The sequence below is a fragment of the Thiomonas sp. genome, assembly GCF_054608695.1.
Genome location: NZ_JBTRXV010000018.1, coordinates 27,001 through 46,906, shown reverse-complemented (window position 1 = coordinate 46,906; position 19,906 = coordinate 27,001). Strand labels below are relative to the sequence as shown.

At 64.0% G+C, this 19,906-nt stretch carries 20 protein-coding genes; 7 read left to right on the top strand and 13 right to left on the bottom strand.

What is annotated here, in order from left to right; genetic code table 11:
- Positions 1 to 55: 55 nt before the first annotated feature.
- The gene (mpl, locus tag ACYCUK_RS08895) at positions 56 to 1,438 is read right to left on the bottom strand and encodes a UDP-N-acetylmuramate:L-alanyl-gamma-D-glutamyl-meso-diaminopimelate ligase (protein ID WP_461594430.1); all 1,383 of its coding nucleotides are present in this window, start codon (positions 1,436 to 1,438) and stop codon (positions 56 to 58) included.
- Between the two features lie 100 nt (positions 1,439 to 1,538).
- Here mpl and ACYCUK_RS08890 point away from each other — a divergent pair, with 100 nt between their 5' ends.
- The 7 genes from ACYCUK_RS08890 (at position 1,539) to ACYCUK_RS08860 (ending at position 8,109) form a co-directional block, all read left to right on the top strand.
- A complete protein-coding gene (locus ACYCUK_RS08890; protein WP_461594429.1) occupies positions 1,539 to 2,192 on the top strand; it encodes a hypothetical protein in 654 nt (217 codons plus the stop codon).
- Positions 2,189 to 2,782 (top strand): TlpA family protein disulfide reductase, encoded by a 594-nt coding sequence (locus tag ACYCUK_RS08885; protein WP_461594428.1) that lies wholly within the window; start codon positions 2,189 to 2,191, stop codon positions 2,780 to 2,782. Before ACYCUK_RS08890 ends, ACYCUK_RS08885 begins: the two co-directional genes overlap by 4 nt.
- Positions 2,783 to 2,806: 24 nt before the next feature.
- Complete coding sequence (aroQ, locus tag ACYCUK_RS08880; protein ID WP_461594427.1) at positions 2,807 to 3,259, top strand: type II 3-dehydroquinate dehydratase; 453 nt, start codon at positions 2,807 to 2,809, stop codon at positions 3,257 to 3,259.
- Between the two features lie 47 nt (positions 3,260 to 3,306).
- Positions 3,307 to 3,777 carry an acetyl-CoA carboxylase biotin carboxyl carrier protein gene (gene accB, locus ACYCUK_RS08875; protein ID WP_461594426.1) on the top strand — a complete coding sequence of 157 codons (471 nt, stop codon included), beginning with the start codon at positions 3,307 to 3,309 and terminating at the stop codon, positions 3,775 to 3,777.
- A gap of 99 nt (positions 3,778 to 3,876) precedes the next feature.
- Positions 3,877 to 5,226: an acetyl-CoA carboxylase biotin carboxylase subunit gene (accC, locus tag ACYCUK_RS08870; RefSeq protein ID WP_461594425.1), complete on the top strand. Its 1,350-nt coding sequence runs from the start codon at positions 3,877 to 3,879 to the stop codon at positions 5,224 to 5,226.
- 55 nt (positions 5,227 to 5,281) lie between these two features.
- A complete protein-coding gene (gene prmA / locus ACYCUK_RS08865; RefSeq protein WP_461594424.1) occupies positions 5,282 to 6,205 on the top strand; it encodes a 50S ribosomal protein L11 methyltransferase in 924 nt (307 codons plus the stop codon).
- 77 nt (positions 6,206 to 6,282) lie between these two features.
- Positions 6,283 to 8,109: a DUF3426 domain-containing protein gene (locus ACYCUK_RS08860; protein ID WP_461594423.1), complete on the top strand. Its 1,827-nt coding sequence runs from the start codon at positions 6,283 to 6,285 to the stop codon at positions 8,107 to 8,109.
- 49 nt (positions 8,110 to 8,158) lie between these two features.
- Here ACYCUK_RS08860 and nagZ read toward each other — a convergent pair whose 3' ends face one another.
- From nagZ to ACYCUK_RS08800, 12 genes are all read right to left on the bottom strand, one after another.
- Positions 8,159 to 9,214, bottom strand: a complete 1,056-nt coding sequence (nagZ, locus tag ACYCUK_RS08855; protein ID WP_461594422.1) for a beta-N-acetylhexosaminidase — start codon at positions 9,212 to 9,214, stop codon at positions 8,159 to 8,161.
- A 22-nt stretch (positions 9,215 to 9,236) separates the two neighbouring features.
- A complete protein-coding gene (gene acpS, locus ACYCUK_RS08850) occupies positions 9,237 to 9,644 on the bottom strand; it encodes a holo-ACP synthase (RefSeq protein WP_461594421.1) in 408 nt (135 codons plus the stop codon).
- The gene (locus ACYCUK_RS08845) at positions 9,641 to 10,429 is read right to left on the bottom strand and encodes a pyridoxine 5'-phosphate synthase (RefSeq protein WP_461594420.1); all 789 of its coding nucleotides are present in this window, start codon (positions 10,427 to 10,429) and stop codon (positions 9,641 to 9,643) included. Before ACYCUK_RS08845 ends, acpS begins: the two co-directional genes overlap by 4 nt.
- Positions 10,426 to 11,292, bottom strand: coding sequence for a DNA repair protein RecO (recO, locus tag ACYCUK_RS08840; protein WP_461594419.1), 867 nt, complete (start codon positions 11,290 to 11,292; stop codon positions 10,426 to 10,428). Before recO ends, ACYCUK_RS08845 begins: the two co-directional genes overlap by 4 nt.
- 75 nt (positions 11,293 to 11,367) lie before the next feature.
- Positions 11,368 to 12,279 carry a GTPase Era gene (gene era, locus ACYCUK_RS08835; RefSeq protein ID WP_461594437.1) on the bottom strand — a complete coding sequence of 304 codons (912 nt, stop codon included), beginning with the start codon at positions 12,277 to 12,279 and terminating at the stop codon, positions 11,368 to 11,370.
- An 11-nt stretch (positions 12,280 to 12,290) separates the two neighbouring features.
- The gene (gene rnc, locus ACYCUK_RS08830) at positions 12,291 to 13,010 is read right to left on the bottom strand and encodes a ribonuclease III (RefSeq protein WP_461594418.1); all 720 of its coding nucleotides are present in this window, start codon (positions 13,008 to 13,010) and stop codon (positions 12,291 to 12,293) included.
- A gap of 62 nt (positions 13,011 to 13,072) precedes the next feature.
- Complete coding sequence (locus ACYCUK_RS08825; RefSeq protein ID WP_112485674.1) at positions 13,073 to 13,423, bottom strand: DUF4845 domain-containing protein; 351 nt, start codon at positions 13,421 to 13,423, stop codon at positions 13,073 to 13,075.
- 45 nt (positions 13,424 to 13,468) lie between these two features.
- Entirely contained in the window at positions 13,469 to 14,389 is a 921-nt protein-coding gene (lepB, locus tag ACYCUK_RS08820; protein WP_461594417.1) for a signal peptidase I, read from the bottom strand.
- A gap of 18 nt (positions 14,390 to 14,407) precedes the next feature.
- Positions 14,408 to 16,198, bottom strand: a complete 1,791-nt coding sequence (lepA, locus tag ACYCUK_RS08815) for a translation elongation factor 4 (RefSeq protein ID WP_461594416.1) — start codon at positions 16,196 to 16,198, stop codon at positions 14,408 to 14,410.
- A 343-nt stretch (positions 16,199 to 16,541) separates the two neighbouring features.
- Positions 16,542 to 18,029, bottom strand: a complete 1,488-nt coding sequence (locus ACYCUK_RS08810) for a Do family serine endopeptidase (protein ID WP_461594415.1) — start codon at positions 18,027 to 18,029, stop codon at positions 16,542 to 16,544.
- Between the two features lie 82 nt (positions 18,030 to 18,111).
- Positions 18,112 to 19,191: a MucB/RseB C-terminal domain-containing protein gene (locus tag ACYCUK_RS08805; RefSeq protein WP_461594414.1), complete on the bottom strand. Its 1,080-nt coding sequence runs from the start codon at positions 19,189 to 19,191 to the stop codon at positions 18,112 to 18,114.
- Positions 19,192 to 19,231: 40 nt separating this feature from the next.
- On the bottom strand, positions 19,232 to 19,882 hold the full coding sequence (locus ACYCUK_RS08800) for an RseA family anti-sigma factor (RefSeq protein WP_461594413.1): 651 nt from the start codon (positions 19,880 to 19,882) through the stop codon (positions 19,232 to 19,234).
- Positions 19,883 to 19,906 lie beyond the last annotated feature (24 nt).

Here is a 19,906-nt window from a genome sequence, read left to right as displayed (position 1 = left end):
ATTCCGGTCGAACAAAAGGGGCTTGGCGGCAATCCCGCCCACCTGCCCTGCAGGGTTAGTCCGCCGATACGGCTGCACCCGAAGTCGACCGCTCCTGCAAGGCCTGCAAAAGCTTGGCGTGAATGCCGCCGAAACCACCATTGCTCATCACCAGAATGTGGTCGCCGGGTTGGGCTTCACGAGTGACGTCGGCCACCAGCGCACCGAGATCGGCGTGCGCGCGCGCACGCGGTCCCAACGGGGCCAAGGCCTCCGCCAGATCCCAGTCCAATCCCCCGCTGTAGCCGAAGCTCAGGTCAGCCTCTTGCAGGGCTTCGGGCAACCGGCTCTTGATGGTGCCCAGCTTCATGGTGTTGGAGCGCGGCTCGAACACCGCCAGGATGCGGCCGCGCCCGCGGGTGCCGCGGCGCAAACCGGCGATGGTGGTGGCGATGGCCGTGGGGTGATGGGCAAAGTCGTCGTACACCGCCACGCCGTCGGCTTCGCCACGCCATTCCATGCGGCGCTTCACGCCGCCGAACACACTGAGTGCCTCGCAAGCAAGCCCCGCCGGCACGCCAGCGTGGCGCGCAGCGGCAATGGCGGCGAGGGCATTGGCGCGGTTGTGCGCGCCCATCAGGCGCCAGCGCACTTCGCCTTGGCGCTGACCTTGCCAGAACACGCGGAAATCCTGTTCATCGCCTTCGGCGCTCCAGCCCTGCTGGGCGGTGGCGTCAAAATGTTCCACCGCGCTCCAGCAACCCCGCGCCAACACCCGATCCAGCGCCGCGCTGCCGGCCTGCACCAGCAGTTTTCCGCTGCCGGGCACAGTACGCACCAGGTGGTGAAACTGGATTTCGATCGCCGTCAGGTCAGGAAAGATGTCGGCGTGGTCATACTCCAGATTGTTGAGCACGGCGGTGCGTGGACGGTAATGCACGAATTTGGAGCGCTTGTCGAAAAACGCGGTGTCGTATTCGTCGGCCTCGACCACGAAAAACGGGGCCTCGCCAAGGCGCGCGGTCTCGCCGAAGTCCACCGGCACGCCACCAATGAGAAAGCCCGGTTTCAAACCAGCATGCTCCAAAATCCAGGCCAGCATCGAGGTGGTCGTGGTTTTGCCGTGTGTTCCGGCCACGGCCAGGGTCCAGCGTCCGGCCAACACATGCTCGGCCAACCATTGCGGGCCGCTGGTGTAGGGCTGGCCGGCGTCGAGAATGGCTTCCAGCAGCGGGTTGCCGCGCGACACGGCGTTGCCGATGACCCAGAGGTCGGGCTGCAGCGCCAATTGATCGGCACCGTAGCCCTCGATCGACCGGATGCCCAGTTGTTCGAGCTGCTCGCTCATGGGGGGATACACATGGGCGTCGCAGCCTGTGACCCGATGACCGGAAGCCTGCGCCAGCGCGGCGATGCCGCCCATGAACGTGCCACAAATACCGAGAATATGGATATGCATCGGGCCATTGTAGAAAGCGCCCAGGCTGGTTCCAGGCCATGATTCCCCAGCAAATTCCGAGCAGACGCGTCAGCCGACATAGGCGGATACACTGCCCCGCATGAATGCTCTACGGGAAGAACTCGCGGCCACTGCCGCCCGGCTCATCGTGGAAGATGGGCTGGATTACTTCACCGCCAAGCGCAAGGCCGTTCACCAACTGTTGGGCGCCGGCGCCCACCCCGAGGCGCAGCCTGACAACGACGATGTGCAGGCCCAGGTTCAGCTGTATCTGGCCCTGTTCCATGGCGATGAACACCCCAGGCTGTTGTGGAATCTGCGCCGTGCCGCGCTGCGACTGATGGAGGAATTCGCCGAATTCAGGCCGCATCTGGCTGGCGCCGTATGGAACGGAACCGCCACTGCGCACTCTGCCCTGCATCTGCTGCTGTTCTCGGACGACGCCAAGGCCGTGGAAATCCACTGCATCAACCGCAACATCCCTTACCACGTGGGCGAGGCGCCCCACTTCGCCGGCAAACAACCCGTGGAACGACTGGATTTTGAATGGCCTTTGCACGCTGATGGAGTTTCCACGAAGCCTTCCACCGTGACCGCCACCCTAAGCCTCTATCCGCTCAAAGACGAGCGTGGCGTCCTCCTGCGCGCCTCCCGGTCCAGCAGCAAACAAGCCGAGCGCGGCACGTTGCAGGCGGTGCGCGCACTCGTCGCGGCCGGTCCCGTCTCAACAAACACAGAAGGAGTTCAACTTTGAAACAGACGAAAACTTGGGCGTTGGCCATCCTGATCGCGAGTATCGGCACTGCGGGCGCCTATTGGTTGACCGCGCGTCAATCCGCACGCGAGGCGGCTGAACGTTCGCTCGCCTCGGTCACCCAACTCACGCCCACGGCCGACGCGGCAACCAGAGCCGCGCCAGGCGATGCGAACGCCTTGTTCGCCAGTTCGCTCGACAACCTGACGGGCCAGAGCGTCAAACTCGGCCAGTACAAAGGCAAGACCCTGATCGTGAATTTCTGGGCAAGCTGGTGCCCGCCCTGCATTGCGGAAATGCCCGAGTTGTCGCGCTTCTACAAGGATCATGCCGGCAAGGGCGTCGAAATGGTGGGCATTGCAATCGATAATCCAACTTCAGTCCGCCACTTCCTGAAAGAACACAACGTCAGCTATCCTGTCCTGCTCGGCGGCATGGGTGGCGCGGACTTGAGCACCAAGCTTGGCGACAGCCAAGGGGGCCTGCCGTTCACGGTTGTCATTGCGCCGAATGGCAAGATCGCCTACCAAAAACTGGGGCAGACCTCGTACACTGAGCTGCAAGATCATTTGCCTGGAAAACCATCGTAAATCCCATTAATTTGGCTCAAAAGCATGAATTCCCCACGCATCCTGGTGTTGCACGGCCCGAACCTGAATCTGTTGGGAACGCGTGAGCCCGAGGTCTACGGCCGTACCACGCTGCCCGACATCGACCAGGGCCTGGCCACGTTGGGCCGGGAGCTCGGGTTGGATGTGCAAGTTTTCCAGAGCAACCATGAAGGAGCCCTGATCGACCGTCTGCATGCTGCACGCGCCGATGGCACCTGCTTCGTCATCATCAATCCTGCTGCCTACACCCATACCAGCGTGGCCCTGCGCGATGCGCTGGCGGCCATCGACAAACCTTTCGTCGAGGTGCATCTGTCGAACGTCTACCGCCGTGAAAGCTTTCGCCACCAGTCCTATTTCTCAAGCCTCGCCGAGGCTGTGATCAGTGGTTGCGGTGCGCTGGGCTACAGCCTTGCGCTGCGCTACGCTGCTGACAAGTTGTCGGCAAAAGCCTGAATTTGGTAGGATTCCGATCCCAATTCGCCACAAATCACAGCGACACCATGGATTTGCGCAAACTCAAGACCCTTGTCGACCTCGTCTCGGAATCGAACATTTCCGAACTCGAAATCACCGAGGCTGAAGGCAAGGTTCGCATCGTCAAAACGCCGCCGGCTCTTGCCCAACAGGCTCCGGTGCAGTACATCGCCGCCGCACCCATGTCCGCACAACAGGGCGTCCCCATGGCACCTGCCACCGGCATCGCCGAAGCGGCAGCGTCTGCGCCCCCTGCGCCCAGCGGCAAATTGATCAAATCGCCCATGGTCGGCACCTTCTACCGCTCCTCCGCGCCGGGCGCCAAGCCGTTCGTCGAAGTGGGCGACACGGTGAAGCAAGGGCAGGCGGTATGCATCGTCGAGGCGATGAAAATTCTCAACGAAATCGAGTCGGACATCGACGGCGTGGTCAAGGAAATCCTGGCCGACAACGGCCAGGCGGTCGAGTACGGCCAGCCTTTGTTCGTGCTTGAGTGATGTCGGTGTTGTCGGCATCCGCTGAACCTTGCCGTACAGCTCGCCCCCACGGGGCTTTTTTCTTGCATGCCAACGCGTCACGCTGAGGCCGAAGCCACCATGTTCAAAAAAATCCTGATCGCCAATCGCGGTGAAATCGCGCTGCGCATTCAGCGTGCCTGCCGTGAACTGGGCATCAAGACCGTGATGGTCTATTCCGAGGCAGACCGAGACGCGAAATACGTCAAATTGGCCGACGAAGCCGTGTGCATCGGCCCGCCCCCCTCCAGCCTGAGCTATCTGAACATGCCGGCCATCATCTCCGCCGCGGAAGTGACCGACGCCGAAGCCATCCATCCCGGCTACGGTTTCCTCTCCGAGAACGCGGATTTCGCCGAGCGCGTGGAGCGCTCGGGCTTCACCTTCATCGGCCCGCGATCCGATTCCATTCGCCTGATGGGCGACAAGGTCTCGGCCAAGCAAGCCATGATCAAGGCTGGCGTGCCTTGCGTACCCGGATCGGAAGGCGAGTTGCCCGACGACCCGCGCGAGATCACGCGCATGGCGCGCGCCGTCGGCTATCCCGTCATCATCAAGGCGGCGGGCGGCGGCGGCGGCCGTGGCATGCGCGTGGTGCATACCGAAGCCGCGCTGCTCAACGCCGTGGCCACGACCAAGGCGGAGGCGCAAGCCGCCTTCGGCAATGCCGCGGTGTACATGGAGAAATTCCTCACCAACCCGCGCCATATCGAAATCCAGGTGATGGCCGACGAACATGGCAACGCGCTGTGGCTGGGCGAGCGCGACTGCTCGATGCAGCGCCGTCACCAGAAGGTGCTGGAAGAGGCTCCGGCGCCGGGCATCGCGCGCAAACTGATCGAGCGCATCGGCGCGCGTTGTGCCGATGCCTGCCGGAAAATCAGCTATCGCGGCGCCGGCACCTTCGAGTTTCTCTACGAAAACGGCGAGTTCTATTTCATCGAGATGAACACCCGCGTGCAGGTGGAGCATCCCGTCACCGAGCTCACCACCGGGGTGGATATCGTGGTGCAGCAAATTCTGGTCGCGGCTGGCGAAAAGCTCACGCTGCGCCAGCGCAGCATCGCGGTCAATGGCCACGCCATCGAGTGCCGCATCAATGCCGAAGATGCCGTGAAGTTCACGCCCAGTCCCGGGCGCATCACCACCTGGCATATGCCGGGCGGGCCAGGCGTGCGGGTGGATTCGCATGTCTACGCCGGCTATTTCGTGCCGCCGAACTACGACTCGATGATTGCCAAGATCATCGTCCATGGCGCCACGCGCGAACAAGCCCTGGCGCGCATGCGCACGGCCTTGTCGGAAATGGTGGTGGACGGCATTGCCACCAATATCCCACTGCACCGCGAACTCCTGGTGGACGCACGCTTCCTGGAAGGCGGCACCAATATCCACTATCTGGAAGAGTACATGGCGGCCCGCCACGGCTAAGGTCACGGCCCCGGGCTGTTGCCCACGGTTTCCCTCATCTCCAACCGCTCCCGCCATGGCCTACCGTGAAGTCACCATCCCCGCCGACGACACCCAGGCCGAGGCCCTTTCCGACGCGCTCATGGAACATGGCGCCCTGAGCGTCGCGGTGGAAGACCAGGAAGCCGGCACCGCAACGGAACAAGCGCTGTTCGGCGAACCCGACATGCCCACGCCCCGCGAGGCCTGGCAGCACAACCTCGTGCGCGCCCTGTTCAACTCCGAAGCCGATGCCGATTCAGCCTTGCTGGCCCTGCTGGGCGATGGTTTGTTGGCCGGTTTGCAGGGTGTGCAACAGGCCGAAATCCACGAGCAGGACTGGGTGCGCCTGACCCAGTCGCAATTCCAGCCCGTGTGCATCGAGAACCGGATGTGGATCGTGCCGAGCTGGCACAGCGCGCCAGCCGGTGCGCAGTTGGTCATCCAGCTCGATCCGGGGCTGGCCTTCGGCACCGGCACCCACCCCACCACTCAGCTCTGCCTGGGCTGGCTGGTGCAACAAGCACCACTCGCGGGGTTGGATGTGCTGGACTACGGCTGCGGCTCCGGCATCCTGGCCATTGCCGCCGCGCGACTGGACGCGCAGTCGGTCAGCGCCGTGGACATCGACCCTGCTGCCGTGAGCGCCAGCCAGGCCAACGCCGCAAGCAACGGCGTGGCGCTGGCGCATTGTTGCCATGTCGACGAACTCCCCGCGCAGCACTTCGACGTGGTGCTGGCGAACATTCTGGCCGCGCCGCTGCGCCTGCTCGCCCCGATGCTGGCAGCGCGTGCCAGGCCCGGAGGCTGGCTGGTGCTTTCGGGCATTCTCAGCCGACAAGCCGACGTACTCATCGCCGCCTACGCGCCGCACGCACGCCTGCAAGTGCATGCCGAACGCGACGGCTGGGTCTGCCTGGCGGGCACCACACACGCCACGTTGAGCGCGGCGCCGGCGTGAGGGCGGCGCACCTGCCCGAAACGCATCCTGCGGGCAGGCGTGATACCTGCCCGCTGCTGTTTTTATACTGAGCGCCCATGTCTCTCGCCACTCGCTGCCCGCATTGCGGCACCGCTTTCAAGCTGGTGCGCGACCAGTTGCTCCTGCGCCAGGGCTGGGTGCGCTGCGGCCGTTGCGGCGAGGCCTTCAACGCGGCCGATCATGCGTTCGAGCATGCCTTTGAGCGGCCCCATGCCGTACCCGCAAGTCCCGGCCCCGAGCTAGCGGCGGAACTTCAGCCCACGGCGCCCTCGCCCTCGCCCTCGCCAACGCCAACGCCAACGCCAACGCCGGCTGAGGCTGAGGCTGAGGCTGAGGCGCTCCCGAGCGCCGAGAGCGCCGAGACGGTTGTGTCCCCGGCAGCGGCCGCCCAGCCGTCCATCGACGCGGCCTACCACGCCGCCATCACTGCAGCCTTGCCGGCGCAAGCGATCCCCGTGCGTCCTGGCATGGAGATAACCAGCAGATCGCCCTGGCAAAGCGGTGCCTTCGCTTACTCGGTTCCCGTCCCAGCCTTTTTTGTCTCCGCCGATCCCGCGCGGCCTGACACGGATGACCAGACGCCGCTTCCACAGGCTGCGCCCCAGGCAAGCGAACACGAAACAGTTGCTGAACCCCCCGCCATACCTGAAGACCTCATCCAGACGGAACAGGACGAAGAGGACGGACAACAGCAGATCGAGGCTGCGGCCGAGGAGTCGCTGGAGCTGCCCGCAACGCCGGACCCAGATGACGCAGCTTGGGCAGAACACGAAGCTTTTCCGGCCATTGAGCGGACGCAAACGCCAAGCAGCACGGCAGCCCTGGACGCGGCATCCGAAGCTGGCGCCGTGCCCGATCATCCGGGCGAGATCGAAGGCTCAGACGACGAGGAGCTTGCCAGCTTCTCGGCCGAAGCCGAGGCGGCATTGCGAAACAATGGCACAGCAGCCGGCGCACCCCCGCCGCCCGCGCCATTCGAAGAGTTGCTGCGCGCCGCCAAGGAAGAGGCCCTACTCGCAGAGGCCGATCGAGCACCCGAGGCGGCACGCCACGGTGCAAGGTTCGAACTGGAGCCCTTGGCCGACAAAGCCGACGCGCAGGCCGCAGCAGGCGCAGGGGAAACGGACTCGCGCTTCGACCTCGGCGCCGCGTTGCACTACGAATTCGGGCCCGACACCGGAGCCGGAACGGAAATTGGAGCCGAGACTCGGGAACCTGAACCGACCCTGGATGCCGTGACGCCCCATGCCGATGGAGCCGCGGCTGCCCAGCCCTTCATGTCGGATGCGCTGGCGAGCGCCGCGCCCAATCTCCTTGATGGCGTCGTGACCGAACCCGGGTTCCTGCGCCAGGCGCGCGCGCAGGAACGTTGGCAGCAGCCTGGCGTGCGTGCCGGCCTGGCTGTGGTGGCCATGCTGCTCATCGTCATGGGTGGCGCGCAAGCGGCTTGGACCTGGCGCGACGCGCTGGCCGCGAATTGGCCGCAAACCCGTCCCGTGCTGGTGCGGCTCTGTGCCGTGGCCGGCTGCAGCTTGACGGCACCGCGCAGGCCACGGAGCCTGGTGATCGACACCTCGTCCATGTCACCGGGGAGTGATGGGCTGCTGCAGCTCGACGCATCGCTGCGCAACCGCAGCGGCGAGGCCGTCGCCTACCCTGCGCTGGAACTCACACTGACGGGAACGCAGGATCAGATCGTGGTGCGCAAAGTCATTCAGCCTGCGCAATACCTGGCCACCGGCAAGCTGGCAAACGATGCCGCCGCCCTGCAGCAACGGGTGCAACGTGGCCTGGCTGCCGACGCCGAGCTGCGCATTCAACTCAAGCTGCAATTGCGCAAGGACGAAGCCAGCGGCTACACCCTGTACGCCTTCTATCCCTGAGGACGCTCACCTGCCTCGCCATGCCCGGCAGTCGCGACACCGTGCACCGTCAGATTCGCGCGAGGTCGTCGAGCGCGGCGAGATAAGCCGGGCTGCGCATCAGCGCATCCCAAGGTTGCGGCGGACGCGAGGCCAGCAGGGCCACGCGTCGCGGCTCGCTGGCTGCATCGGCCTGCCATTGCCCGCTGACGAGCGCCTGCTGCAAACCTTGCAGCACCGCGTCGATCGGGCGCCCCTGGTCCACCTGACTCTGGTTGCACAACAAGGCAAGGTCGCAGCCGGCGTTCAGCGCCTGGACCACGGCGGAGGTGTCGTCATCCGCCTGGGCGCGCGCACCCTGCATGCTCAGGTCGTCGCTGATGATGGCACCGTCGAAACCGAGTTGGCCGCGCAGAATGCCTTGCAACCAGCGCGGGCTGAAGCCCGCCGGGTTGGCATCCACCTTGGGGTAGATCACATGGGCCGGCATCACCGCCTGCAGGCCGTGGCGCAGCCAGCCATAAGGCGCGGCGTCGTGCTGCAGGATGTTGCGCAGGCTGCGCGTGTCGCGCGGCGCATCGACATGCGAATCCGCCTGCGCCCAGCCGTGGCCCGGGAAATGCTTGGCGCAATGCGCCAGGCCGGCGCGTTGCAGGCCGGCCATCAAGCCTTGCGCCAGCAGGCTGACGACGCGCGCATCGGCGTGGAATGCGCGGCTGCCGATCACGCCCGAACGCCCCCAGTCCAGATCGAGCACGGGCGTGAAGCTCAGGTCCACGCCGCAGGCACGCAACTCGGCCCCCAGCACCAGGCCACAGGCGCCAGCCACCTGCACCGCAGTCATGGCATCGCGCATCCATAAGCGGCCGAGTTCGGCCATCGCCGGCAGCAACGTGAAGCCGCCTTCACGGAAACGCTGCACGCGGCCACCTTCATGGTCGACCGCCACCAACAGGTCGGCACGGACGGCCTTGATGCTGGCGACCAGGGCGACGAGTTGCTCGCGCGAAGCCCAGTTGCGGGTGAACAGGATGACGCCACCGACCAGCGGGTTCTTCAGACGTCTGCGCTCGTGGGGAGCGAGCGTGGCGCCGGCGATATCGATGATGAAAGGGGCTGTGTGCATGCTGTTTGAAAAGAGGGAGGGTTCAATTCGGAAGGGAGACTTCGGCAATGACAAAGGCCACGGCGGTGAGCACTTCGTCGGATACGGACACATGAAAACGTAGCTGCCGCGCCGCGCACCAGGCAGCGAGTTCGCCATGCAGAACCATGCTTGGGCGCCCTCCGGTGGCGTTCAGAATTTCGCAAGCGCGCCAGGTCATGGGCATGTGGATGCCCAGGCCGATGGCCTTGGAAAACGCCTCTTTGGCGGCGAAGCGCGTGGCCAGATAACGCTCACCGCGCGCCGGTGCCCGCGCGTGTCGCTGGCCGAAGACTTCGAGTTCCTGCTGACCCAGAATGCGCTCGGCGAAGCGCTGGCCGTGGCGTTGCCAGGCGCTGCGGATACGACCGATCTCGCAGACGTCGGTGCCGATGCCGTAGATGCTGCTCATCGCGATGCGGCTGCGGCGCGCGCCAAGCTGGCACGCACGATGGCCGCCTTGAAATTGCGCACCGACTGCTCCATGCCGACGAACAGCGCGTGGCCCACCAGTGCATGGCCAATGTGCAGTTCGCTCACCTCGGGCATGGCGGCAATGCTGCCGGTGCTGGACAGCGTGAGCCCATGCCCCGCATGGGTTTGCAGGCCAAGTGCGCGCGCCGCGGCCATACCCTGTTGCAGGCGTTCAAGCTCGTGCTGCGCAAGGGCTGCATCGCCCGCCTCGCAGGCATTGGCGTAGGCGCCGGTGTGCAATTCCACACAGGGCGCACCGGCGCGGGCCGAAGCCTCGATTTGCGCGCGGCTGGCTTCGATGAACAGGGAAACCTGGCAGCCAGCGGCCGCCAATCGGGCGCAGGCGCCCTGCACGCGATGAAACTGGCCAGCGACATCGAGCCCGCCTTCGGTGGTGATTTCCTGGCGGCGTTCAGGCACGAGGCAGACGTTCTCGGGCTGGACTTGTTCGATGATGCCCAGCATCTCATCGGTCACCGCGGCCTCGAAGTTCAGCGCCAACCCGATCTCCGCCTTGATGCGCTGCACGTCCGCGTCGCGGATATGGCGGCGGTCTTCGCGCAGATGGAAGGTGATGATGTCGGCCCCGCCATCCACGGCCGCGCGGGCGGCAAGCACAGGGTCTGGATGGCTGCCGCCGCGGGCATTGCGCAAGGTTGCGATGTGGTCGATATTCACACCCAGCAAGGGGCCTGACACTGCGGCGAAAACGTGGGGATTCATAGCTGGTGGAGGTCGATCAGCAACTGCCGCGTGCGCAGCGGCTGGGTGCCGAGATGATAGTGAAGCAGTTCGCGCATCAGCGTCTTGGCGGCACGCGCCGCGCCGGCTTGCGCCCAGTCGCCCGACTCCATCGCCAGCAGCTGCGCCCCCAGGTAAAGCCCGCCCCCAAGCCGGGCCGAATCAAGCTCGGCATGGGAACCGTCCGTGGGCTTGGGCAGCACCCCGAGTTGCGGGTCCACGGTGTAATAGGCATCCGCGCGCACCGGCTGGTCCGATTGGCTTTCACGGTCGAGCGGCGGCAGATAACCCAACTCGCGCAGCAGGCTGATTTCGAAGCGCCGCAGCATGGGCTCGACACCCGCCGTCAAACCATGCGGGTCTGCACCCAGTTGCACCACGGCGGCGTGGTAGGCGTCGAACAAGGTCTCGTGCGCGTCCTCGCGCGCGAGCAGGCGCACCAGCAATTCGTTGAAGTAAAAACCGCACAACAGGGGCAGCCCGGCCAGCGGCGCCACGCCTCCGCTCCAGTCCGCACGGGTGAGCGTGCGCACCTCGCCGCGCCCGCTCCAGCTTGCGGCAAAGGGCTGAAACCCCAGCAGCACCGTGCGCAGTTGCGAAGTTGGCCGCTTCGCCCCTTTGGCCACCAGCGCCAGGCGACCGTGATGGCGGCTGAACACGTCGAGAATCAGGCTGGTTTCCTTCCACGGGTGCGCGTGCAGCACATAGGCGGGCTCGTCGTGCGCCCGCTCGATGCGCCCGCGTGGGCGGCGCTTGTGCGGTGTTGTCCCGATTGGAGTGGCGGCAGCGTTCAGCTCCGCCTGGGGTGCGGCGGGCAAGGCGCGCGGCAAAAGCAACGGGTCCATGAAGCAGGTCGCTGGCGTTGAATCCGGTCAGGCTCTGGCACGCGCGAACGAAGCGGCTGAACGCATGGCGCCAGGCTAGTCTTCGTAGCCGAAAGCGCGTACGGCGCGCTGGTCGTCGGCCCAGCCTGAGCGTGTTTTCACCCACACCTCCAGGAACACGGGGGCGTCGAACAGGCGCTGCATTTCCATGCGAGCTTCCGTGGAAATCCGTTTGAGCCGCTCGCCTGCGGCACCGATGACCATGGCCTTATGGCTGTCGCGCTCGACCACGATGGCGGCGGCGATGCGGCGCAGATCACCCTCCTGTTCGAAGCGCTCGATCAGGACCGCGCTGGTGTACGGCAACTCGTCCCCGGTCAGGCGGAACAGTTTTTCGCGCAGAATTTCGGCGGCGAGAAAACGCTCGCTGCGATCGGTGATGGCGTCGGCGTCATAGCCCCATTCACCTTCGGGAAGATAGGGCGCAATGATGGCCAGGAGGCGCTTCGCATCGGCCAGTTTGCGCGCCGACAGCGGCACGATCTCGGCCAGATTTTTGTGAGCGCCGAGGCCTTGCAGCCAAGGCAGCAGCTTCTCGCGGGATTGCACGCGATCGAGCTTGTTGGCCACGAGGATGACGGGCTTGCCGGGTGGAATCAACGCGCCCACGCGCTCATCCTCGGGGCCGAGTTGCCCAGCTTCGATCACCCACAAGACCACGTCCACCTCGGCCAGCGCCGCTGTCACGGTGCGGTTCATCGCACGGTTGAGCGCGCGCGTGTGGCGCACCTGAAAGCCGGGCGTGTCGACGAAGGCGAACTGCACCGAACCCTCGGTGTGCAGACCCAGCAGGCGGTGGCGCGTGGTCTGCGCCTTGTCGGAAGTGATGCTGAGTTTTTGCCCGATCAGGCTGTTGAGCAGGGTGGACTTGCCCACGTTCGGCCGCCCGACGATGGCGACGGTACCGAAGCGCCTGGGCAGCGGCGGGATGACGGCGTCGGGTTGCATGCTGGTGTCACTCACGGTTTGGGCGGCGCGCCGGGACGGCGAGGCTTGCGCCCGGAGGGAATCTCTGACTGCAGCCGCTCGATCATCTGCTCCGCTGCCTGTTGCTCGGCTGCGCGCCGGCTGCCGCCGTCGCCCTGGGTACGCAAGTCGAGTTCGGCCACTTCGCACTGCACCTGGAAATGCTGCAGATGGGCCGGGCCGCTGGTGGCTGTGACGACATAGACCGGCACCTTCAGTTTGCGACCTTGCAGGATTTCCTGCAGGCGCGTCTTCGCGTCCTTGGCGCTGGCCTGGGTATCGAGGTTGCGCAGACGGTCGCGGAACAGTCGCTCGGCCAGGTCTTGCGCCGCGGCGAAGCCACCATCCAGGAACACGGCGCCCATCACGGCCTCCAGCGCATCGGCCAAGATGGACGGGCGCATGCTGCCGCCGCTGCGCAACTCGCCTTCGCCCAACAGCAGACAGGCGCCTAAGCCGAGCTCTTGCGCCAGACCGGCCAAGGTCTCTTCACGCACCAGGCTGGCTCGCCAATACGAGAGGTTGCCCTCGCTGGCCTGGCCATCGCCATACAGCAACGACGCAATGGCCAGATTGAGCACGGAGTCCCCAATGAACTCGAGCCGCTCATTGTTGCGCGCGCCGTGGCTGCGGTGGGTCAGTGCCTGACGCAGCAGTGCCGGATCGCGAAACGCGTAGTGCAGGCGCGCTTGCAGGTCAGCGTCGGACGACATGCGTTGGGGCCTGTGCTTGCGTTGCCGGAAAACCTCGTCCGGTGCCAGCTTGGGTGCAGCAATCAGTTGGAATGCCCTGCGAACTTCAGCAGCAGATAAGCCGGGCCGAACAGGTGGATTTCTTTATTGTAGGCATAGGAAACAACCACGCGGCCGTTCACTTTGGTGATGTCGAGATCCTTGCCGGACACCATGCTGATGTAGTCGACCGAGGCCGTCTTGTCGAATGAGGTGCGGATATCGCCCACCGTCGGCCCAGCCTTGGCAGCCTTGTCCACCGCATTTTGCACGGCGAAAGACTCCTGCACCGCAGGCACGGCCTGCATGCCGACCACCACCAGGAAGGCAATGATGGCCCCCCAGAAGATCAGGCCAATCAGGGTGATGCCACGTTGTTTTGAAGCACGGGTCATATCAACCACCTTATTGGAAAAACATTGCCAAACACCACGGAGCGGTCAATGAATGGGGCCGATATTCTTCAGCCCGCCAAAATTCATCCAGACAAAAAAGGCCTTGCCCACAATATTGCGCTCGGGCACGAAGCCCCAGTAACGCGAATCCAGTGAATTATCGCGGTTGTCGCCCATGACGAAATACATGCCGGGTGGAACCTTGCAGACAAAGCCTTCGGCGTTGTAATGGCAGTTGTCGCGATGAGGGAAGTTGTCGGGGCCACCGATGACATAGGTCGGCGCTTGCGGATTGATGAGAATGCGGTGTTCGGTTTTGCCCAGCATCTCCTGGTACTGCTGGTAATACACCATGGAGCGGGGATCGAACCACTCACCATCGGCCTTCTCGGCGACCGGCACGCCATTGATGACCAGATGCTTGTTCTCATACGACACCGTATCGCCCGGCGTGCCGACGATGCGCTTGATGTAGTCGATGGCTGGATCTTTTGGCAGGCGAAACACGATGACATTGCCGCGCTGCGGACTTTCGCCGGGGGTGATGCGCTCGTGCACCAAGGGCAGGCGCAGGCCGTAGATGAATTTGTTCACCAGGATCAGGTCGCCCGGCACCAGGGTGGGCTCCATCGACCCGGATGGAATTTTGAACGGCTCGGCCACGAAGGAGCGCAGCAGGAAGACGAAGGCAATGACAGGGAACAGCCCGGCCGTCCATTCCAGCCACCAGGGCTGGCGCAACAGGCGTTCGCGAGTGACAAGGATTTGCTCGTCGCTCAGGCTGGCGTCGGGGGCGATGCCCTGCTTGTGCAACTCGTCGCGGCGTGCGCGCAGCCCTGTGGATGCAGCATTGGCGGCGGCGATGCGCTGGCGGGAAAAGCGAAATTTCTCGGCAATCCAGAAAACGCCGGTGACCAGCAGGAGGATGAAGAGAAGGAGGGTGAAATTAACGGCCGGTGCTTCCATGTGATCAGGGTGTGTGCTTTAGTTTTCGACTTTGAGAATGGCCAGAAACGCTTCCTGAGGGACTTCGACAGTGCCGATTTGTTTCATGCGTTTTTTGCCGGCTTTTTGTTTTTCCAGCAGTTTGCGTTTGCGCGAAATATCGCCGCCATAGCACTTGGCCAGCACGTTCTTGCGCAGGGCTTTGATTGTCTCACGCGCAATGATGTTCGCCCCGATGGACGCCTGCAGGGCCACGTCGAACATCTGGCGCGGAATGAGCTCGCGCATTTTTGCCGTGACCTCGCGCCCGCGGTACTGGCTTTGGGCGCGGTGCACGATGAGCGAGAGGGCGTCGACCCGCTCGCCGTTGATCAGGATATCGACCTTCACCACGTCGGCGGCGCGATATTCGAGAAAGTGGTAATCCATCGACGCATAACCGCGCGAGATGGATTTGAGCTTGTCGAAAAAGTCGAGCACGATTTCGGCCAACGGCATCTCGTAGGTGAGTTGTACCTGGCGGCCCATGTAGGCCATGTTTTTCTGTGCGCCACGTTTGACGTTGCACAGCGTCATGACCGGACCCACATAGTCTTGCGGCATGAACAACTTGACGGTCACGATGGGCTCGAGGATCTGCTCGATGCGCCCAACCTCGGGCATGCGCGACGGGTTATCCACGGTCAGCTCCGTGCCGTCGCGCAACTGCACCTTGTAGACCACCGAAGGCGCGGTGGTGATGAGATCCATGTCGTACTCGCGCTCCAGGCGCTCCTGCACGATGTCCATGTGCAGCAGCCCGAGGAATCCGCAGCGGAAACCGAAGCCCAGCGCCGACGAGACCTCCGGCTCGAACTGCAGCGCGGCATCGTTGAGCTGCAACTTTTCCAGCGCGTCGCGCAGCGCCTCGTACTGGTTCGACTCCACCGGGAACAAGCCGGCGAACACCTGCGGCTGGACCTCCTTGAAGCCCGGCAGCGCGGCTGCGGCCGGACGCTGTGCCAGGGTGACGGTGTCGCCCACGCGCGCGCCCTTGAGCTCCTTGATGGCGGCGATGATGAAGCCCACCTCGCCCGCCCCCAACTGCTGACGCGCCAATGACTTGGGCGTGAACACGCCAAGTTGTTCGCATTGATACTGCGCGCCGGTGGCCATGAGCTGGATTTTGTCGCGCAACTTGAGCACACCGTCGACCACGCGCACCAGCATCACCACGCCGACATAACTGTCGTACCAGGAGTCGATCACCAGCGCCTTGAGCGGCGCGTCTGGGTCGCCCTTCGGCGCCGGTATGCGGGCAATGACGGCTTCCAGGATGTCGTCGATGCCCATGCCGGTCTTGGCGCTGGCCAGCAAGGCATCGGAGGCGTCGATGCCGATCACTTCTTCGATCTCCCGGCGCGCACCTTCCGGGTCTGCCTGCGGCAAATCCATCTTGTTGAGCACGGGCACCACTTCCACGCCCAGTTCGATCGCGGTGTAGCAGTTGGCCACGGTCTGCGCTTCCACGCCCTGGCTGGCATCCACCACCAGCAGCGCGCCCTCGCAGGCCGACAGCGAGCGACTGACCTCATAGCTGAAGTCCACATGCCCAGGCGTGTCGATGAGGTTGAGCCGGTAGGTCTGACCGTCGCGCGCCTTGTAGGACAGGGCCGCGGTCTGCGCCTTGATGGTGATGCCGCGCTCGCGCTCCAGGTCCATGGAATCGAGCACCTGGTTATCCATTTCGCGGTCGGACAAGCCGCCGCAACGCTGAATCAGCCGGTCTGCAAGGGTCGACTTGCCGTGGTCAATATGGGCAATGATGGAAAAATTGCGGATCAGTTGCATGCGCTCTCGGTTCGACTCGCAGACGGCCTGCGCTCGGGTGGGCCCTGCGCCCCAGCGACCGAAACAAAGGGCAGCAAGGCTCGCGGACCACTGGGGTTTGCGGGGTGGAGCAGGCCAAAAAAAAGGCGCGGCTTCAGGTCGCGCCTACCAACAAAAACTGTTTGGCAACTGCTTGTTGGGCCTCTATTTTAAGCGCGGCGGATGCTCCGGCCAGGCGAAGATCGGGCCATTCCTGGTGAAATTTGTATCGAATCTTGGGGCTACACGACTAGATAGATTATAAAATCTATATTTCTGAAAAAATTAGCTGAAAATCAAGAAAAAATGAAATGGACATCAACAATCATTCCCCGATTGCCTTGGGCCGAATCAGAATGAATTGCGCCGCATCGCCACGACGCACCAGCAGCGCAACCGGTTTGCCGGCGGGCAAGGTGGCCGCCAGATCCCTGAACTGCTTGGCGCTGGTGATTTCGACATTGTTCATCGTCGTCACCACATCGCCCACACGCAAGCCGTCACGTTCGGCCGAAGCTTGCACGGCCTCGACCAACACGCCAGACTTCACGCCCAACTCCTTCTTCTGCGCGTCGTTCAGATCAACCGCTGCCACGCCGATGGGGCTCTTCTCGGCGCCCGACTTCGGGGCGGGCGTGGGTTTCTCGCTGGCCGTTTTTGTTTCCTTGGCCCACTCGCTCACGGTCACTTGCAGGGTGCGCTCGGCACCGCGACGGAACACCTGCATCGGCACACGGGTACCGGGTTTGACCTCGCCGACGATGCGGGGCAGGTCGGTTGCGCGCTCGATGGTTTTACCGTCGAACCTGGTGATGATGTCGCCCGCCTGAGCCCCTGCCTTGTCGGCTGCGCCGCCCGCTTCCACACTGCGCACCAGCGCGCCTATGGGTTTGCCCAGGCCGATGGACTCGGCGAGTTCGCGGCTGACGCTGTCGATCGCCACGCCGATCTTGCCGCGCACGACAAAGCCTGTGGTTTTGAGTTGATCGACCACGCGGATCGCCTCGTCGATCGGAATGGCGAAGGAGATGCCCATGAAGCCACCGGTGCGGCTGTAGATCTGTGAGTTGATGCCGATGACCTGACCCTGCATATTGATCAGCGGCCCACCCGAATTGCCCGGATTCACGGCGACATCGGTCTGGATGAAGGGGGTGTAGTCGCCGGTGTCGCGCCCCTTGGCGCTGACGATGCCGGCGGTCACGGTGTTCTCCAAGCCGAACGGCGAACCGATGGCCACCACCCATTCACCGACCTTGATCCTCTTCGAGTCGCCGATGCTCACAGCGGGCAGATTCTTGGCGTCGATCTTCACCACCGCCACATCGGTGCGCTTGTCAGCGCCGATCAGCTTCGCCTTGAACTCGCGCTTGTCGGTGAGTGTGACCATGATCTCATCGGCACCATCCACCACGTGGGCGTTCGTCATCACATAGCCGTCGGCACTCAGAATGAAGCCCGAACCCACGCCGGTGGGTTTTTCTTCGCCCTCGCCCTTCGGCGCGGAACCGCCGCCGGGAGGCGCAGTGGGCGGCACGGGAACACCGAAGAAGCGGCGCAGGAATTCACGCGTCTGCTCATCCATCTGCGGCCCCTGGTCTGCCGAGACCTTTTTGAAGGTGCGGATGTTGACGACGGAGGGGCCGACCTTTTCGACCAGCCCCGTGAAGTCCGGCAGGCCACACGTGCCCGGGCAGTTCGCTGCAGCGACCGGGGCGGCAACAGCCGTGGCGCCGATGGGGGCAAGCATGCCGAGACTCAGGGCAACGGCAAAGGCAACAGCGGTGAAACGTGTGTCCACAAAAGACTCCATCACAAGTAGGTGCAGGTGGATAACCGAGCGCACAGCATATACCATGCGTCAAAATGCAACCTATTGTGAATGAAGCCGTCTCTCAGTGAAGTTGCTTCAGCGAATCGGCAAAAAGCTGAAGGGTTTTTGCCGGAACCGCGCCGATCACAATGACCGACCATGCACCCTTGCGAGCGAGCAGCGCGTTGGTATCGCCCATGTGCAGGCTGGCACCCGCCTGCTGCGAATCTGCGCTGGGGCCGGCAAACAGCGAAACAGAAGCCAAGCCGTCACTGAACAGCCACTGCGTGACCTCTGCCGGCTTGCCGTGCAGCATGAGACGGCGCTTGTAGATGCCCACGGACTCGAAGCCGGGAATCGGTTGACTCAAGCCCCAGCCTTGCGCCTGGGGCGTGCTCAGGCTGGCACGCATATGCTCGATTTGATAGCCAGAGGTGCCTTGCAGTGCCTTGGAAACCAAGTCGGGCCTGGGCTTGGGGTTGAGGTCGAGTTGGGTAAACGCCACCTGGTCGAGTACCTTGCCCTGATCATTCAGTGTTTGCGCCTTCACCAGCAGGCCCGATCTCTGCTCGGTCCAAAGCCGGTAGCCGTAACGCAAATCGTCCCGCGGGATGATGCGCGTGACGTCGCAGACATAGCCGGCGCAGCGCTCATGTCCCTCTTGTTTGAGTTTGTAGTGCGTTGCATAGTCCGCATGCGGCGTCTTCAGCATGCGGGGAAAACTGTAGTCGGTGTGGTGATCCTCGACCACGATCAGGCGGGCATCGGGCAAAATCGTCCGAGTCTCGGCGTTGTGGCACACCAGGATGCGGCGTTGGCCGTCGAGGGTTTCCACACGCTCAAGGGTGTTGCCATGCACCACATAGTGGTCGATCGTTGAAGTCACGATGCGGCCGCCGGATTGCACCACGAAAACGCCCGAGTAATTGCGGTCCTTCGCTGCCTGGCTGACGCGCTGCAACCAGGATTGCAAGGAGGCTTCCTGATGCTGGGGCTTGGGGTGCGAGCCGCTCGCCGAGGTTGCAGCGTCGCCCTTTTGCGCAGGATTGAGCGGCAGCGCCGCGGCCTGGGTTCCAGCGCCTGCCGCAAGGTCTTGCCTGGCAGTGGCCGAGGCGATGGCGGGGATCAGCCACAGCGCGCAGCACGCCGCGGCGCATCGCATCCGGGCTCGCGAGAAACCTCGCGAGAAGCGCGCCATCGGCTTAATGCGCAAGGGCCACACGGAAATCCGCTTCATGAATGCCGGCTAGGGTATAGGGCAGCACGCTCCCGGCCAGTTGTTGATGGGCCATCAGATATTGCGCCCAGATGGCGGGCATCTGGCCCCCCATCTTGTCGACGACCGGGATTTGCCCAGGCTGCGCATGCAGCGCGATGTGCCGCGGCGCAGCCGCTTGTCCCGGCAATCCGACGGGCGCTTGCGCGGCCATCATCTGCGCAGGCTGCCGGATGGGCAAGGATGGCAAGGACGAGAAGGTCACCAAGGCCACAGCCGCCACACTCGCAACGGCTGCGCCCGCCGCCGCCCAGCGCGCGCGCGGTCGCTTGGGCTGTTGCGCAAGAGCCTGGGCAGCTGGGGAGAATTGCACCGGCTCCTGACGCAGCCGCTCGGAAAAACGCTGCAGAAAGACCTGCTCCCGCTGCAGTGGCGCGAGTTCGGAGGAGCGCAGCAAATCGCCAATCTGGTGGTATTGCAGCCAAGCCTGTCGCGCCTCGGCGTCGGCCGCTAATGCGCGCCAAGCAGCGTCGTGCCGTCCTGCGCCTGGCGCGTGCTCATCCGCACCCGTCTCCCCATCCATCAGCGCGGATATGCGCGCTTGCATCGCAGCTTCATTCATGTCCGATGACTCCATCACATCACTCCAGATATGGCGTGG

What these genes read in the sequence shown, in the direction of transcription:
- acpS (WP_461594421.1), bottom strand. Translation starts at nt 9,644, where the DNA reads ATGAGCAGCATCTACGGCATCGGCACCGACGTCTGCGAGATCGGTCGT.
- accC (WP_461594425.1), top strand. Translation starts at nt 3,877, where the DNA reads ATGTTCAAAAAAATCCTGATCGCCAATCGCGGTGAAATCGCGCTGCGC.
- ACYCUK_RS08845 (WP_461594420.1), bottom strand. Translation starts at nt 10,429, where the DNA reads ATGAATCCCCACGTTTTCGCCGCAGTGTCAGGCCCCTTGCTGGGTGTG.
- mpl (WP_461594430.1), bottom strand. Translation starts at nt 1,438, where the DNA reads ATGCATATCCATATTCTCGGTATTTGTGGCACGTTCATGGGCGGCATC.
- ACYCUK_RS08825 (WP_112485674.1), bottom strand. Translation starts at nt 13,423, where the DNA reads ATGACCCGTGCTTCAAAACAACGTGGCATCACCCTGATTGGCCTGATC.
- prmA (WP_461594424.1), top strand. Translation starts at nt 5,282, where the DNA reads ATGGCCTACCGTGAAGTCACCATCCCCGCCGACGACACCCAGGCCGAG.
- nagZ (WP_461594422.1), bottom strand. Translation starts at nt 9,214, where the DNA reads ATGCACACAGCCCCTTTCATCATCGATATCGCCGGCGCCACGCTCGCT.
- recO (WP_461594419.1), bottom strand. Translation starts at nt 11,292, where the DNA reads ATGGACCCGTTGCTTTTGCCGCGCGCCTTGCCCGCCGCACCCCAGGCG.
- accB (WP_461594426.1), top strand. Translation starts at nt 3,307, where the DNA reads ATGGATTTGCGCAAACTCAAGACCCTTGTCGACCTCGTCTCGGAATCG.
- ACYCUK_RS08860 (WP_461594423.1), top strand. Translation starts at nt 6,283, where the DNA reads ATGTCTCTCGCCACTCGCTGCCCGCATTGCGGCACCGCTTTCAAGCTG.
- lepA (WP_461594416.1), bottom strand. Translation starts at nt 16,198, where the DNA reads ATGCAACTGATCCGCAATTTTTCCATCATTGCCCATATTGACCACGGC.
- era (WP_461594437.1), bottom strand. Translation starts at nt 12,279, where the DNA reads ATGCAACCCGACGCCGTCATCCCGCCGCTGCCCAGGCGCTTCGGTACC.
- ACYCUK_RS08800 (WP_461594413.1), bottom strand. Translation starts at nt 19,882, where the DNA reads ATGGAGTCATCGGACATGAATGAAGCTGCGATGCAAGCGCGCATATCC.
- ACYCUK_RS08805 (WP_461594414.1), bottom strand. Translation starts at nt 19,191, where the DNA reads ATGCGATGCGCCGCGGCGTGCTGCGCGCTGTGGCTGATCCCCGCCATC.
- lepB (WP_461594417.1), bottom strand. Translation starts at nt 14,389, where the DNA reads ATGGAAGCACCGGCCGTTAATTTCACCCTCCTTCTCTTCATCCTCCTG.
- aroQ (WP_461594427.1), top strand. Translation starts at nt 2,807, where the DNA reads ATGAATTCCCCACGCATCCTGGTGTTGCACGGCCCGAACCTGAATCTG.
- ACYCUK_RS08810 (WP_461594415.1), bottom strand. Translation starts at nt 18,029, where the DNA reads ATGGAGTCTTTTGTGGACACACGTTTCACCGCTGTTGCCTTTGCCGTT.
- rnc (WP_461594418.1), bottom strand. Translation starts at nt 13,010, where the DNA reads ATGTCGTCCGACGCTGACCTGCAAGCGCGCCTGCACTACGCGTTTCGC.
- ACYCUK_RS08890 (WP_461594429.1), top strand. Translation starts at nt 1,539, where the DNA reads ATGAATGCTCTACGGGAAGAACTCGCGGCCACTGCCGCCCGGCTCATC.